Annotated in this window: 15 protein-coding genes; all 15 read left to right on the top strand. The window is 42.7% G+C overall.

From position 1 onward, the window contains the following. Positions 1-8 precede the first annotated feature (8 nt). The 15 genes from RBB56_RS01665 (at position 9) to fliM (ending at position 14,323) form a co-directional block, all read left to right on the top strand. Entirely contained in the window at positions 9-1,607 is a 1,599-nt protein-coding gene (locus RBB56_RS01665; protein WP_306720677.1) for a flagellar M-ring protein FliF C-terminal domain-containing protein, read from the top strand. Positions 1,608-1,612: 5 nt separating this feature from the next. Continuing rightward, positions 1,613-2,629 (top strand): flagellar motor switch protein FliG, encoded by a 1,017-nt coding sequence (gene fliG / locus RBB56_RS01660; protein ID WP_306720676.1) that lies wholly within the window; start codon positions 1,613-1,615, stop codon positions 2,627-2,629. Further along, positions 2,622-3,500, top strand: coding sequence for a FliH/SctL family protein (locus RBB56_RS01655; RefSeq protein ID WP_306720675.1), 879 nt, complete (start codon positions 2,622-2,624; stop codon positions 3,498-3,500). The genes fliG and RBB56_RS01655 overlap by 8 nt, the downstream gene beginning before the upstream one ends. 87 nt (positions 3,501-3,587) lie before the next feature. Next, positions 3,588-4,850 carry a flagellar protein export ATPase FliI gene (gene fliI / locus RBB56_RS01650; RefSeq protein ID WP_306722064.1) on the top strand — a complete coding sequence of 421 codons (1,263 nt, stop codon included), beginning with the start codon at positions 3,588-3,590 and terminating at the stop codon, positions 4,848-4,850. A gap of 29 nt (positions 4,851-4,879) precedes the next feature. Then, a complete protein-coding gene (fliJ, locus tag RBB56_RS01645) occupies positions 4,880-5,326 on the top strand; it encodes a flagellar export protein FliJ (RefSeq protein ID WP_306720674.1) in 447 nt (148 codons plus the stop codon). Beyond that, on the top strand, positions 5,307-6,215 hold the full coding sequence (locus RBB56_RS01640; RefSeq protein WP_306720673.1) for a MotE family protein: 909 nt from the start codon (positions 5,307-5,309) through the stop codon (positions 6,213-6,215). The genes fliJ and RBB56_RS01640 overlap by 20 nt, the downstream gene beginning before the upstream one ends. A gap of 78 nt (positions 6,216-6,293) precedes the next feature. Then, the gene (locus RBB56_RS01635) at positions 6,294-7,700 is read left to right on the top strand and encodes a flagellar hook-length control protein FliK (protein WP_306720672.1); all 1,407 of its coding nucleotides are present in this window, start codon (positions 6,294-6,296) and stop codon (positions 7,698-7,700) included. An 82-nt stretch (positions 7,701-7,782) separates the two neighbouring features. Further along, the gene (locus RBB56_RS01630; RefSeq protein WP_306720671.1) at positions 7,783-8,472 is read left to right on the top strand and encodes a flagellar hook assembly protein FlgD; all 690 of its coding nucleotides are present in this window, start codon (positions 7,783-7,785) and stop codon (positions 8,470-8,472) included. Between the two features lie 66 nt (positions 8,473-8,538). Beyond that, positions 8,539-8,943, top strand: a complete 405-nt coding sequence (locus RBB56_RS01625) for a TIGR02530 family flagellar biosynthesis protein (protein WP_306720670.1) — start codon at positions 8,539-8,541, stop codon at positions 8,941-8,943. A gap of 84 nt (positions 8,944-9,027) precedes the next feature. After that, positions 9,028-10,842, top strand: coding sequence for a flagellar hook protein FlgE (locus RBB56_RS01620; protein WP_306720669.1), 1,815 nt, complete (start codon positions 9,028-9,030; stop codon positions 10,840-10,842). A 113-nt stretch (positions 10,843-10,955) separates the two neighbouring features. Further along, positions 10,956-11,141, top strand: coding sequence for a flagellar FlbD family protein (locus tag RBB56_RS01615; RefSeq protein WP_306720668.1), 186 nt, complete (start codon positions 10,956-10,958; stop codon positions 11,139-11,141). A 23-nt stretch (positions 11,142-11,164) separates the two neighbouring features. Then, a complete protein-coding gene (locus tag RBB56_RS01610; RefSeq protein WP_306720667.1) occupies positions 11,165-11,965 on the top strand; it encodes a motility protein A in 801 nt (266 codons plus the stop codon). Continuing rightward, on the top strand, positions 11,949-12,767 hold the full coding sequence (locus RBB56_RS01605) for an OmpA/MotB family protein (RefSeq protein WP_306720666.1): 819 nt from the start codon (positions 11,949-11,951) through the stop codon (positions 12,765-12,767). The genes RBB56_RS01610 and RBB56_RS01605 overlap by 17 nt, the downstream gene beginning before the upstream one ends. A 20-nt stretch (positions 12,768-12,787) precedes the next feature. Next, positions 12,788-13,309, top strand: a complete 522-nt coding sequence (locus RBB56_RS01600) for a flagellar basal body-associated FliL family protein (RefSeq protein ID WP_306720665.1) — start codon at positions 12,788-12,790, stop codon at positions 13,307-13,309. Between the two features lie 33 nt (positions 13,310-13,342). After that, the gene (gene fliM / locus RBB56_RS01595; protein ID WP_306720664.1) at positions 13,343-14,323 is read left to right on the top strand and encodes a flagellar motor switch protein FliM; all 981 of its coding nucleotides are present in this window, start codon (positions 13,343-13,345) and stop codon (positions 14,321-14,323) included.

Below are 14,323 nucleotides of genomic sequence, written 5' to 3'. Positions count from 1 at the left end.
CTTTTAACATGACAGATAAAATGAAAGAGCTTTTAAACAGGGTTCTTGAGTGGTGGAATAAATTTACCGCGAAACAAAAAACGATTATCATTTCAGCAGCGGCTGTGGTGATTCTGATGATAGTAATTATAGTAACTGTTCTTACAAGACCACAATATGTATTGTTACTAAATTGCGAAACAACAAAGCAGGCGGCAGAAGTAACAGAACTTTTGGAAGGGAATGGTATTAACCATCAGGTATCCAGCGATGGATATCAGATTAAGGTTCTAAAATCTCAGCAGTCGGATGCAAATCTTTTGCTAGGGGCTAATGATATCCAATCCGTGGCTTATAGCATTGATAATGTAACAAATGGCGGTTTCAGCACGACTGAATCTGATAAACAGAAGAAATACCAGCTTTATATGGAGACCAGGCTGGAAAAAGAATTCATAGAGAAGTTCGCGGCGATTAAGAGCGCGAGTGTGGAATTGTCTATACCGGAAAATGACGGAACCCTCATATCTACAGAGGAAGAGGCATTTGCCAGTATATTATTAGAAATTGACGGAGAATTTACAACAGATAATGCCGCATATCTTGCAAGGGCGGTGGCAACAGCAATTGGGAATACGACCACAAATAATATAGTAATTCTTGATACAACGGGAAATATGTTATTCTCAGGGGATGATAATTATACGATATCCGGAGTGGCTAATTCCCAACTTACCGTGAAAACACAGGCGGAAAGCCTTGTGAAAAATGAAGTGAAGAGAGTATTGCTTGGGACTAACGAGTTTGACAATATCGAAGTTGCAAGCAATTTGGCGTTGGATTTTTCGACAACGGACACAACAGAGCATACCTATTCTGCGCCTGAAGGACGGACGGAAGGTATGTTGAGCCATGAAGATATCTACAACTCGGATTCTACTAATTCTAACAGCGGAATACCGGGAACGGACTCTAACGATCAGTCGACCTATGTACTTCAGGATAATGCGGAAAGCAGTTCTACTGTTTCCGAGGAATCGAGAGATTACCTCCCTAACGAGATGATTACGAATAAGAGCATTCCGGCAGGGTTGATTAAGTACAATGAATCCTCCATCTCCGTTACAGGTATTGTTTACAATGTTGTGCGTGAGGAGGATGCAAAACGTCAAGGTCTGCTCGATGGAATAACATGGGCTGAGTATAAGACGGCCAATGTGGGAAGAACAAAAATAGATGTAGAAACAGAATTGTATGATGTAGTGGCAAATGCGACTGGTATTAGTGCGGATGACATTACGATTGTAGCATATAGAGAAAATGTGTTTTTTGATAGCGAAGGTCTTAACGTAACTCCTACTGATGTGATGCAGATTCTTTTGGTAGTTGTAATTCTATTACTTCTTGCTTTTGTAATATTCAGAAGTATGCGCGGAGACAAGGAACAAGAGGCGGAAACAGAATTGTCTGTAGAAGCGCTGCTTCAGTCTGCTCCTGTCGTAGAACTTGAGAATATTGGACTTGAAACGGAATCCGAGACGAGGAAGATGATCGATAAGTTCGTAACGGAGAATCCGGAAGCGGCAGCCAGCTTATTAAGAAATTGGCTGAATGAAGACTGGGGGTAAAAGAAATGGCCAGAGGGGCAGAAGAGAAGATTACGGGACTTCAAAAAGCAGCCATTTTATTAATTGCTTTGGGACCGGAGCGGTCAGCGATGATATTTAAACATTTGAAGGAAGATGAAATAGAAGAACTGACCTTGGAAATTGCGAATACAAGAAGTATTACACCGCAAGTAAAAGAAGAAATATTGGAAGAGTTTTACCAGGTTTGTCTTGCACAGCAGTATATCGCGGAGGGCGGAATCGGTTATGCGAAGGAACTTTTGGAGAAGGCGCTCGGTCAGGAAAAAGCGATGGATGTTATCGGCAAACTGACAGCATCGTTGCAGGTAAAACCTTTCGAGTTTATTCGAAAGACGGATGCATCGCAGTTGCTTAACTTTATTCAGGATGAGCATCCGCAGACAATTGCACTTATTATGTCATATTTGTCATCTGCGCAGTCGGCACTTATTATAGCGGCCCTTCCTCCTGACAGGCAGGCAGATGTGGCGAGGCGTATTGCTGTTATGGATAGGACAAGCCCGGATGTGATTAAAGAGGTGGAGAAGGTGTTAGAATCGAAGTTGGCATCTTTGGTAAATCAGGATTACACAATTATCGGCGGTGTAGATGCAGTGGTAGATATTTTGAACACAGTAGACCGCGGTACGGAAAAACATATCATGGAGACTTTGGAAATCGAAGAGCCGGAACTTGCAGACGAGATCAGAAAGAAAATGTTTGTTTTCGAAGATATCTTGCTGCTTGATGACAGAGCGATTCAGCGAGTGCTTCGCGATGTAGATAATAACGATTTGGCGATTGCCTTAAAGGGATCTAACGAACAGGTTCAGAATACCATTTTCAATAATATGTCCAAACGTCTTGCTGTTATGATTAAGGAAGATATGGAATTCATGGGACCTGTGCGTATGAAGGACGTAGAAGAAGCACAGCAAAAGATTGTTAATATTATAAGGAAGCTGGAAGATTCCGCAGAGATTGTTATCTCCAGGGGTGGAGGTGACGAGATTATTGTCTAGTAATATTTATAAATCCAATCAGATTATCGTACAAAATGATGATGCTTTAATGATAGATAATAATGAAAAAATCGCAAAAAAAATAGCACATATAGAAAGCCTTATGCTGAGTGAAGCGAAGAACGAAAGCGAAAATGATATGCCGGGCGGCTTTACTCTGGGAGTGGATGCTGAACAGGTCGATGCGCTGCTTGCGGATGAAGAGGATATGTTGAAAGAGCCTGCGGCAGAAGGAGAAGGGAATCAAGAGTCCTTTCAAGTTACATCGGCCCAGGTTCAAGAGATGTTGGAACAGGCTCGCAGCGATGCTGAGGAGATTAAGTCTGAGGTAATGGCCGGGGCTCAACAGGAACTGGAACAGCTTCGCCAAAGTGCGTGGGATGAGGGTCATGCGCAGGGATATAATGCCGGATATAATGAAGGTAAGGCGAAAGTTGAAATGCAAAGAAAGAATCTGGAAGAAGAAAGACTGCGTTTGGAGCAGGAATACAGAGATTTGGTAAAAGAGCTGGAGCCTAAATTTATCGAAAGTTTAACGGATATTTATGAGCAGATATTTAAAGTGGATTTATCGAAAGAACAAGACATAATTCTGCATCTGATATCCAATTCCATGCACAAGATAGAAGGAAGCAATAATTATCTCATTCATGTATCGAGGGAAGATTATCCTTATGTGAACATGAAAAAGGAAGAGCTGCTGACCGCAGGGATATCCCCCAACGCTTCTGTGGAAGTTGTGGAAGATATAACTCTTGGAGTAAATGAATGCATGATAGAGACGGATGGCGGAGTGTTTGATTGCGGATTGGGAACGCAACTGGAAGAACTTTCACAGAAGCTGAGGCTGTTATCGTATACGAGAGGGTAGTATAAGTACATAAGAGGTGAACCTATATTGAGAGCAACGATTGATTTTGTTAAATATGAGAAGTTGATAGAAGGCACCTATTTCAAGATGAAGGGAAAAGTGGTGAATATCGTAGGTCTGACCATTGAGTCTCTCGGCCCGGATGCAAGACTTGGTGATATTTGTCTTATTTATCCGGATGCAGGAGAGAATGTGAAGCCTGCAATGGCAGAAGTGGTCGGGTTTAAAGATAAGAAAACGCTTTTGATGCCATATGAGTCGGTGGAGGGCATCGGTTTTGGCAGTATAGTTGAGAATACGGGAGCGCCGCTTACGATACAGGTGAGTGAGGACCTTCTCGGACAGACTTTGGATGGCCTTGGAAGACCTGTGGGAGATGAGATAATGATAAACGGATATACCTATTCCGTGGAAGCTCCTCCTCCGGATCCTTTGAGCAGAAATATTATCGATGATGTTCTTCCGCTTGGCGTAAAGGCAGTGGACGGATTGTTGACAATAGGAAAAGGCCAGAGGGTTGGAATATTTGCCGGTTCAGGAGTGGGGAAATCCACTCTGCTTGGTATGTTTGCAAGAAATACAAAAGCGGATATTAATGTTATTGCACTTATTGGAGAGCGAGGCCGCGAGGTCCGGGAATTTATAGAAAGAGACTTAGGGCCAGAAGGAATGAAGCGTTCTATTGTAGTGGTGGCCACATCGGATAAACCGGCATTAGAGCGTAATAAGGCGGCTAAGACAGCGACAGCGATTGCTGAATATTTCAGGGATCAGGGGAAAGATGTGCTGTTGATGATGGACTCTCTTACCCGTTTCTCCATGGCACAAAGAGAGATAGGCCTTGCCAGCGGGGAACCTCCGGTGTCAAGAGGATATCCGCCCAGCGTATATTCCGAGATGCCTAAGCTGCTTGAACGCGCAGGCCGCTCCAGGGAAGGTTCGATAACAGGATTATACACGGTTCTTGTAGATGGTGATGATTTCAATGAACCGATTACAGATACGGCAAGAAGCATTTTGGATGGGCATATTATGTTGAGCAGAAAACTGGCTCACAGAAATCACTATCCGGCCATTGATGTTTTGCAAAGCATTTCCCGTTGTATGAGTCAGATTACAGAGCGTGAGCACAAGCAAACGGCGGGTAAATTGAAAAATGTATTGGCGACCTACAATGAAGCGGAAGATTTGATCAACATAGGCGCTTATAAGAGCGGCAGCAATCCTAATATTGATTATGCAATAGAGAAAATAGAAGCCGTAAACGCCTTTCTGCTTCAGGCTGTGGAGGATAGAGTTAGTTTTGAAGAAACAGTACAGAACATGGAAGCCATATTTGCTACCGAATAGTTAGCCTTATTTGAGGATTAGAGGGTCTTATGTCAAGATTCATATATAGGATGCAGAGTATTCTAAATTTGAAATATAAGTTGGAAGAACAGGCTAAGATGGAGTTTGCGGCGGCCAGAATTCGCCTGGATGAAGAAGAAGAGAAATTGGATGTTCTCTTTTTGAGGAAGAAATCCTATGAAGAAGAAGGATTGAGGCTTAGAGAACATACATTGAATGTTCAGGATATTCTGGACAATAAGAATGCTATTTTGCAGTTTGATGAATACATTACCATTCAGCAGATAGAAGTGCGCCGGGCAGAGATGTTCTTGGAGGAGAAAAGGCAAGAATTGCAGGAAGTTATGCGGGAACGCAAGGTACAAGAGAAACTGCGGGAAAAGGCATTTGAGGTCTTTTTACAAGAAGAAAACGCGGCAGAGGGAAAAGAAGTTGATGAATTAACCAGCTATACATATGGCCGGAGAAGAAGGTGAAGGAATGCCAGGTACAGAGGTTATAACGGATATAGAACAAAAAACAGAAAAGAAGAAGTTACAGGAAGAGAAGAAGAAGCTGAAGGCGGAACAAAAGGAACAGAAAAAGGAAGCGAAACGGCGCGCCAAAGAGATTTATATGCAGGAAGCTCAGTTAGGTGACGATGATGGGGCGAGCGGCGTATCTGTGTTCTTAGTAACATCGTTAATTGTTGTCGTATGGATTGCAATTCTCTGTCTGCTTGTAAAGTTAGATGTGGGAGGATTCGGCTCCGGCGTTCTATCCCCTGTTCTGCGGGATGTGCCGATTGTGAATAAGATTCTTCCGTCTACAGGAACGAAAGAAGTTCTGACAGATGAAGAGGCGGTGGATTATGGTGGTTATAAGAGTATGGCGGAAGCTGTGAATTATATTAAGGAATTGGAACTTGAATTACAACGGGCACAGTCGGCAGGAGTGAGCAATTCAGAAGAAGTTGCCAATCTTAAAGCGGAAGTAGAACGACTGAAGACCTTTGAAAGCAATCAGGTAGAATTTCAGAGAATAAAGACGGAATTCTATGAGGAAGTCGTATATGCGGAGAATGGTCCGGGCGCAGAAGCATATAAAAAATACTATGAAGGCATCGACCCGACAACAGCAGAATATTTGTACAAGCAAGTAGTACAGCAGGTAGAAGAGAGCAATGAAGTGAAAGAATATGCGAAAGCATATTCTGAGATGAAACCTAAGGAGGCCGCGGCTATTTTTGAATCGATGACCGATAATCTCGGTCTGGCTTCGAGGATATTGTCTGTAATGAGTGCGGATGAAAGAGGTAAAATCTTAGGTGCGATGAATCCTACGATAGCAGCGCGTATTACGAAGATTATGGATCCGGAGTCTTAAGAAGGATATGTAACATGCACAATAGTGCATTTTATATATAAATTGCTATGAAAATAAGAGAGAAAGGAGGAAATAACGATGAGTACACTAGTAAAAGGTATTAATCCATTAGTGAATTATGTGCCGGTAAAACAAGCCTCCGGTGCGTCGGAGAATCTATCAGGAAGCTTCACGGATATATTTGGCAGGGCATCAGGGCAACCGGACGTTCAAGGCATGATGTTTGCAAATGAAAAAACAGCAAAAGGGTCTCAGGTCAAAGTAGACCATGTGGATAAAAAGGGACTTGACAGTAACAAAAACCCGGCCAAGACAGAAAAAAAAGATGTGATAACGGATAAGAACATAAAGTCCGTAGAGGACGCGGCGCAAAAGGCTGGTACTTCTTTGGCACGTGATGTAGCGCAGGAGCTTGGTGTTTCGATGGAAGAAGTGGAAAAGGCTATGGAAGTCCTCGGACTGACAATGGCAGATCTGCTGAATCCAGACAATATGATGCAACTCGTACTTACTTTGGAAAATGCTGATATGCTGACGGTGATGACCGATGAAGGACTCTATGCTTCCCTCACTAATCTGCTGGGAAAGGCGGAGGAAGCGCTTGTGGCGTTGCAGGAAGAAAATGGGCTGACACCGGAAGAGCTTGCGGCAATTCTTGAACAAATATCCGCGAAAGTAAAGTTGAAAGAAGAAGCCGGTTCGAAAGTAACAGGTGAACAGGTTCCTCAGGAAGTGCCGGACGAAGAGCAGGCTCATACAGTAACGCTAGAACGGGACGGTGAGGTTGTGGAAATTGGCATAAAAGCCAATGGAAGCAGTAAGGAAGAGAGCCCGGAGTTAATTACGAAAAAGGCAGAAGTACCAGAAGCAGAAAAAGACAATGCGGAGAGTAGGAAGGAACATTCTTCAAAGAATGATTCTTCATCTCAAGGAAGTAATACATATGGTAACGTATTGCTCGAGCAGTTGACAAATCGGGGAAGTGTCCCTCAGGCTAATGTAGCTTTTGAAAGTACAATGACAGGGAATACACAGGATATTATGAATCAGATTATGGATTATATGAAGATTCAGATAAAGACTGATTTGACACAGATGCAGATACAACTCCATCCCGCAAGCCTTGGGACCGTTAACATCAACATTACGGCGAAAGATGGCGTGATTACCGCACAGTTTTTAACCCAGAATGAAGCAGTAAAGGCAGCGATTGAAAGCCAACTCGTTCAGTTGAAAAATAGCTTTGAAGAGCAGGGTGTTAAAGTACAGGCAGTAGAAGTTGCCGTAGAAAGTCACGGGTTTGAAAGAAGTCTAAACGGTGAAGGAAACGGAAAGGAACAGTCGAAAGGCGGAGCGAAAAAGAACGCCAGGAAGATTAATCTGAACGAATTGAGCCCGGAAGAAGAAACACTGCTTGACGAAGAAGCGCAGATTGCGGTGGCGATGATGGCGGCCGACGGAAGTACCGTAGATTATACGGCATAAGAAAATGAGACAGGAAAAGTATGAATAAGTGTAACTGTGAGGGTACTGAACAGTTAAAAGATTTCATACGGAAAGGAGATATATGTCAGTAATTGCACAGATTAAGGATGGTAAGGTAGTAGAAAGTACATCGGCCTCTTCTATGGCAAAGAGCACGGTAAAGGATAAATCTACATTAGACAAAGATGCATTCTTAGGATTATTGGTGGCACAGATGAAATATCAGGATCCGCTGCAGCCTACTTCCAATACGGAGTTCGTAGCGCAGTATGCACAGTTTTCTTCTTTGGAGCAGATGCAGAATATGAGCTCTACATTAGAGTTATCCAGAGCCTCTACTTTAGTAGGGCAGGTGGTGAGCGTTAATACGACAAACAGCAACGGACAGACCACTCAGATTCAAGGAAAGGTCGATTATATCGTATATGAAAATAGCAAAGCCTATGTATCGATTGGAGGTGCCCTCTATTCATTAAATGATGTATACGGAGTGGCTGACCAAGGTTATTTGGATGCGTATGATCTTGCAGTGGAGTTCGCAATTGCGATGAACAAGCTTCCGTCAAAGGAGAATCTCAGTTTAGACCATAGGGAAACGGTTGAGAAACTGGATGAGACCTACAAAAAGATGTCCGATTACGAAAAATCTTTTGTTGCTTCTGATTATGTAACGAAGCTGAAAGAATACACAGAGCGTATGGAAGAGTTAGTAAAGGATTGGGAAGAGAATAACGCTGAAAAAGATGTAGATAAAGATGGGGACGATGAATAGATTTAAGAGTTTCATAAGGATAGAAACTTAGTATAAGGGATAGGAAAACTCAAGGAGGAGAAGATTATGAAGATTCAGGATAATCAGTTCCTTTCCATAGAACAGCTTCAAGCGAAATATTTTACCCAGGCACAGCGAAGCCGCAAGGTCTCGGAAGAGAGTAAGGCATCCTTTTATGATGTATTAACGAGTACGAGCAAAGCTGCGGAAATCGCGTCGGGAGTGAAGTTCTCCAAACATGCGGCCAATCGTCTGGCAGAGCGTAATATAGAACTTACGCAGAACCAGAAGGAAAGATTGCAGGAAGGAACCGTAAAAGCAGGACTGAAAGGAATTAATGAATCACTGGTACTTGTCGACCAGTTGGCATTTATCGTGAATGTTCCCAACAACACGGTAGTAACTGCTATGAAACAGACAGAAACAGATGAAAACGTATTTACGAATATAGATGGCGCAGTAATTATATAGCTGGACCTTAATGGGGGCTAATGTTCCGGAATGACAGAAGGAACGAATGAGTCATCTATAAATATAAACAGGAGGTCATTCATTATGATGAGATCACTTTATGCTGGTGTGGCAGGGCTTAGAACGCACCAGACCAAGATGGACGTTATCGGCAATAATATTGCCAACGTCAATACAACAGCGTACAAATCACAGTCAGTTACATTCAGAGATCTGATGTATCAGACAACACAGAAAGCATCCGGAGCAAATGCTGAGACAGGCGTAGGTGGTACCAACGCGAAACAGATCGGTCTCGGTGTTGTAACGGGAGCGATTAATACGGCAATCGCGCAGCAGGGCTCCGCGCAGACAACGAATAATCCCTTCGATATTATGATCACAGGAGATGCCTTCTTCGTAGTAAGTAATGGTATGGAGAACTTCTTCACAAGGGATGGTTCCTTCTATGTAGATGGTGCGGGTAACTTGGCTATGACAAGCACCGGATACAATGTAATGGGTTGGAAAGTGGATGAAACCACCGGTGAACCGAAGTCCGATACTGTAACAGCACTTCGTATTATGGATGATACGAATAAGAGTTATCCGGCGGAAGCAACCAGTGAAGCAAGAGTGACAGGTATTATCGATAAGAACGACACGAAAGTGAACAGTGCTGCCGGTCGAATTATGAACCTGGAATTCTACGATAACCAGGGATATAAATATACGGCAAAAATGAGCGTTCACGGAACGACAACTGATGGCAATTACTATGTACAGTTGGATGATATTTTGGATTCCAATGGTAAGAGCATCGGTGAAGATGCTATGAATGAGGTAGCCTTTGGAGAGAGTCTGGATGTGGCTGTATCACAAGCATATACACTTGTAAATGGAAGTGCGGACGGTTCAGGTATTATTACAATTAAAAGTGGATCAAATACATATGCTGGTGCAACGGTTGGAAATCAAGTGACTACGATACCTGCTTCAGGGACACCGGAGTTGGCAGCTTTGAAAGCGGCATATCCAAGTATTGATTTTTCATTAGTTACAAGCTTTACCATTGATGGGAAGGGGACTTTGACAGTGGATACTGTAAGCAGTGGTACGATCCCGGCCGCGGTTTCGGCAGTTGGTGGCACCTTCTCAACTGAAAATATAATATTAACAAGCGGGGCAACATCGTTGACTTTGCCGGTGGGGGCACAGAATATGGCGACGATTGATAAGGTGGCTATTAAGACACTCTATGGTTTGGATATTGATGCTGAAGGCGTGAATGAGATTGAAATAGCAGCGAATGGTACCTTAACAGTCACGAATAGAACAGTGGAAAAAGCAGCTAACCTCGTATACAATACGGGCAATGGAAACTTCGTAAGTGTAAACGGTAACGGTGCAGGAACAATGAGCCTGAGTTTCGGAAATAATCCGAAGTTCTCTACCATCAATATAAACTTCTCCAATTCTCAGAGTGTAAATAATAATGGTTCCAGCACAATTGCGGCGACGAGCGGGACTGTAGAGGGTCTCGGAGCAGGACGTAAGATTGGTGAGATGATTGCTGTTTCTATCGGAAAGGACGGAATTATATACGCTTCTTACGATAATGGAATGAGTAAATGCTTAGGACAGATTGCGACAGCAGTATTCGCCAACCCTTCGGGTCTTGAGAAGCAGGGAGACAACCTCTATTCTGCAACGATGAACTCCGGTGCCTTCGATGGCATTGGTGTAGACATCACTGCGGATGGCGGTTATATGAGCACAGGCGTCCTGGAGATGAGTAATGTGGATTTATCGGCAGAGTTTACAGAGATGATCACAACGCAGAGAGGTTTCCAGGCCAACAGCCGAATTATTACAGTTTCTGATACGATGTTAGAAGAACTGACCAATTTAAAACGTTAGTAATATGATGTAAAGAACTACAATATGTGGGGAACGCTACATGAAGTTCCCCACAATCTTGGGAGGATTCCCGTAAGGAAGGGCTTTCGGAGAATTTTGAGAGGAGGGTACAAATGATAGAAGTAACTAAGATTAACGGGACAAAAATATTGATCAATCCGGACTTGATAGAGTTGGTAGAGGAGACACCAGATACAGTTGTTTCGTTTACGACAGGCCGCAAAATAATTGTAAAAGAAAGTAGACAAGAGGTGAAAAATCTAGTAAAATCGTATAGAAAGGATATTTTTGCGGATTGACGCGAAAATCTGGGTGAGAATTCGTGGATATAGCATCAATTTTAGGTCTTGTTTTATGCGGCGTTGTATTTGTATACGGTATCGTAAGTAGTGGTGGTTTCGGTGCATTGGGAAGTTTTTGGGACTTACCTTCTGTTTTTATTACCTTTGGAGGAGCACTGTTTTGTGTACTAGCGTCTTATTCGATGCAGAATTTCCTGGACGGTATAAAGAGCTTTCGGTTAGTGCTCAAGCGTCCTACTATCGATACGCCTGAGATGATTCGGAAAATTATCGATTTATCTAATATTGCTCGTAAGGAAGGTTTGCTTTCCCTGGAGGAAGCGGCAACGAACCTTGAAGATGAATTCTTAAAAAAGGGAATTTTACTCATTGTAGACGGTACAGATCCTGAATTGGTACGTGCCATTATGGAAACGGAACTTGTCAGCGTAGAAGAAAGACATAAGACAAAGATAGGTTTTTGGGATGCGCTTGGAGCGATGGGACCTGCATGGGGTATGATTGGTACTTTGGTTGGTCTGGTAATTATGTTAGAGAATATGGATGACCCGGCTGCAATCGGTCCCGGTATGGCAACAGCCCTGATTACGACTTTATACGGATCATTATTAGCGAACTGGGTTTGCGCTCCGGTTGCGAGTAAATTAAAAGAAAATAACGCGGAAGAAGTCATGATGAAAGAAATTATGATTGAAGGACTTCTTTCTATTCAGGCGGGTGAGAATCCGCGAGTGATAGAAGAAAAATTAAAGTCATTCCTATCTCCGAAGGATAGAGAAAGCTGGAATAAGCCGGAAGACGGAGGTGAGGCGGTTGGCTAAGCAGAAGAAGGAAGATGCCCCTCCGAAAGGAGCCCCTGGTTGGATGGCTACTTTTGGGGATTTGATGAATCTGCTTCTTTGCTTTTTCGTTTTGCTTTATTCCATGTCTTCAGTCGATACGCAGAAGTTCGACTTGCTGGCAGCCTCGTTCAGTCAGGCGTTTAGCATTTTCAACGGAGGAGCTACTGCTATCGGTGATGGTATCCTGATTAGTAACGGTGTCAGCCAGTTGAACGAGTTGGATGAATACATAAATAGTACAGGAAGAGCAGCGGAAGGAGATATCATTCCGGAATCGCTGGACGAAGCGGAACAGAAGATGAGGGAAGCCAAGATTAAGGAATCCGAAGAATTGGCGGAGAGGGTGGAGGAAGCAATTGCAGAGCAGAATTTAAGTGATGCTATCGATATTGAATTCACTTCTCAATATGTGCAGCTTACTCTGCAGGGAGCTTTGCTTTTTGATTCGGGCAGTACAGTGTTGAAACAAGGATCTTTTCCCGTACTCGATAAGATTGGTGTGATATTAGAGCGCTATGCCGAGAGTACGATAGAGGTGGAAGGTCACACGGATAACGTTCCTATGTCAGGATCGAAATATTCCAATAATGATGAGTTGAGCAGTGGAAGGGCACTTTCGGTATTTAATTACTTGATTGAACACGCGAATCTTGACCCTGCTACCATTAAGCACTCCGGCCGTGGGGAGTATGTGCCGATTGCAGACAATTCAACGGCAGAAGGCCGGGCATTAAACAGAAGGGTAGAGATAAGAATATATAATTCTCTAAGTGCCTATTAAAAAGCAGGAGGGATTTTTACATGAATAAGAATTTGTTGTCGATTTTAATTCTGGGTTTACTGGTTGTAAACATCATATTAACATCGATTATGATGTTCAGCGTAACCGGAGCATCGAAGAAGACATCGAAACTTGTGACCGATATCGCATCGGTACTTCGTTTGGAACTCGGGGATGAAGAGGCGGAGACGAAGGCAGTACCTTTGTCACAAACAGAAGTTTACAATATTTCAGATTCAATGACAGTAACACTTCGTAATGGTGAGGATGGCAATACACATTACTGCATGGTATCCGTGGCGTTGTCTATTAATACGAAAGCGGATGGCTATAAAGAATTTGGAAGTTCCGAAGTTATGTCATCCTATGAACCTCTTATTACCGGAGAGATTATTAATATCATTGGAAATTATACGATGGATGAGCTTAAGACAAGAGAAAAAGAAGCAGAAGCTAAGCAGGAAATTTTACATCGTATTCAGAGTATGTTTGAATCAGAGTTTATTTACAATGTTTCGTTTAGTGACATTAAGTTCCAATAATCTCCTATAAAAAATAGGCAGGAGGTGACTTGAGTGGGTGAGGTACTGTCACAAAACGAAATAGATAATTTGCTTGCAGCGCTTAGCACAGGTGAATTAGACGTGGATGATATGCAGGAACAAAGTGAGAAACAGGTGAAAAATTATGATTTCAAGCGTCCTGCAAAGTTTTCTAAAGAGCATCTAAGAACGATGGAAATTATATATGAACATTATAGCCGTCTGATATCTACGAACTTACCGGTATACCTGCGTAAGAATGTGCAAGTCAGTGTAGCTAGTTCCGAAGCGGTTACTTTTTCGGAATTTACCAATGCGTTATCCAATCCGGTTATTCTGGGAATAGTGAATTTCGCACCATTACCTGGAAATATTATTGTGGAATTATCGTGTAATCTTGGATTTGCGATGATAGATAGAATGCTCGGCGGTTCCGGTGGAACGCTCGAGAAAAATCGTGACTTTTCTGAAATTGAAATGACCATCATAGAAAAACTCATGATAGTATGTATGCAGTTAATGCGTGAACCGTGGAAGAATGTGATGGATGTCAATCCAATGATGGAGAGAATTGAAACAAATCCACAGTTTGCTCAAGTAATTGCGCCTAGCGATATGATTGCGATTATCACCTTAAACGTCAAGATAGGAGATGTGGAAGGGTTGATGAATGTATGTCTTCCTTACTTTACTTTGGAAGATGTAATGGATAAACTGAATACAAAATATTGGTATTCAACGATGCAGGAAACGAATGATGAGCATTATGAGGAATATATCGAAGCGTTAATTCGTAAAGTGGATATTCCTGTAAAGGCCATTTTAGGGAAAAGCAGCGTTTCTGTGAATGATTTCGTTAATTTACAGCCGGGTGATATCATCAGGCTTGACAAAAGGGTAGACAGTGAACTTAGTGTTTATGTCGGAAATTTAAAGAAATTCACCGCGTTACCGGGCTCCAGCAAAGATAATTATGCGGTAAGAGTCACCTCGGTAATCAGAGAGGGGGAATAA

This window comes from Kineothrix sp. MB12-C1, from assembly GCF_030863805.1.
Classification (GTDB): domain Bacteria; phylum Bacillota; class Clostridia; order Lachnospirales; family Lachnospiraceae; genus Kineothrix.
Note: the sequence above shows the minus strand (reverse complement) of the source record. Positions and strands in the feature narration are given on the sequence as shown.

Excerpts from the sequence above, each read along its gene's own strand:
- fliI (WP_306722064.1), top strand. The coding sequence starts at position 3,588 with ATGAAGGGAAAAGTGGTGAATATCGTAGGTCTGACCATTGAGTCTCTC.
- RBB56_RS01625 (WP_306720670.1), top strand. The coding sequence starts at position 8,539 with ATGAAGATTCAGGATAATCAGTTCCTTTCCATAGAACAGCTTCAAGCG.
- RBB56_RS01665 (WP_306720677.1), top strand. The coding sequence starts at position 9 with ATGACAGATAAAATGAAAGAGCTTTTAAACAGGGTTCTTGAGTGGTGG.
- RBB56_RS01620 (WP_306720669.1), top strand. The coding sequence starts at position 9,028 with ATGATGAGATCACTTTATGCTGGTGTGGCAGGGCTTAGAACGCACCAG.
- RBB56_RS01615 (WP_306720668.1), top strand. The coding sequence starts at position 10,956 with ATGATAGAAGTAACTAAGATTAACGGGACAAAAATATTGATCAATCCG.
- fliJ (WP_306720674.1), top strand. The coding sequence starts at position 4,880 with ATGTCAAGATTCATATATAGGATGCAGAGTATTCTAAATTTGAAATAT.
- fliG (WP_306720676.1), top strand. The coding sequence starts at position 1,613 with ATGGCCAGAGGGGCAGAAGAGAAGATTACGGGACTTCAAAAAGCAGCC.
- RBB56_RS01635 (WP_306720672.1), top strand. The coding sequence starts at position 6,294 with ATGAGTACACTAGTAAAAGGTATTAATCCATTAGTGAATTATGTGCCG.
- RBB56_RS01600 (WP_306720665.1), top strand. The coding sequence starts at position 12,788 with ATGAATAAGAATTTGTTGTCGATTTTAATTCTGGGTTTACTGGTTGTA.
- RBB56_RS01640 (WP_306720673.1), top strand. The coding sequence starts at position 5,307 with ATGGCCGGAGAAGAAGGTGAAGGAATGCCAGGTACAGAGGTTATAACG.
- RBB56_RS01630 (WP_306720671.1), top strand. The coding sequence starts at position 7,783 with ATGTCAGTAATTGCACAGATTAAGGATGGTAAGGTAGTAGAAAGTACA.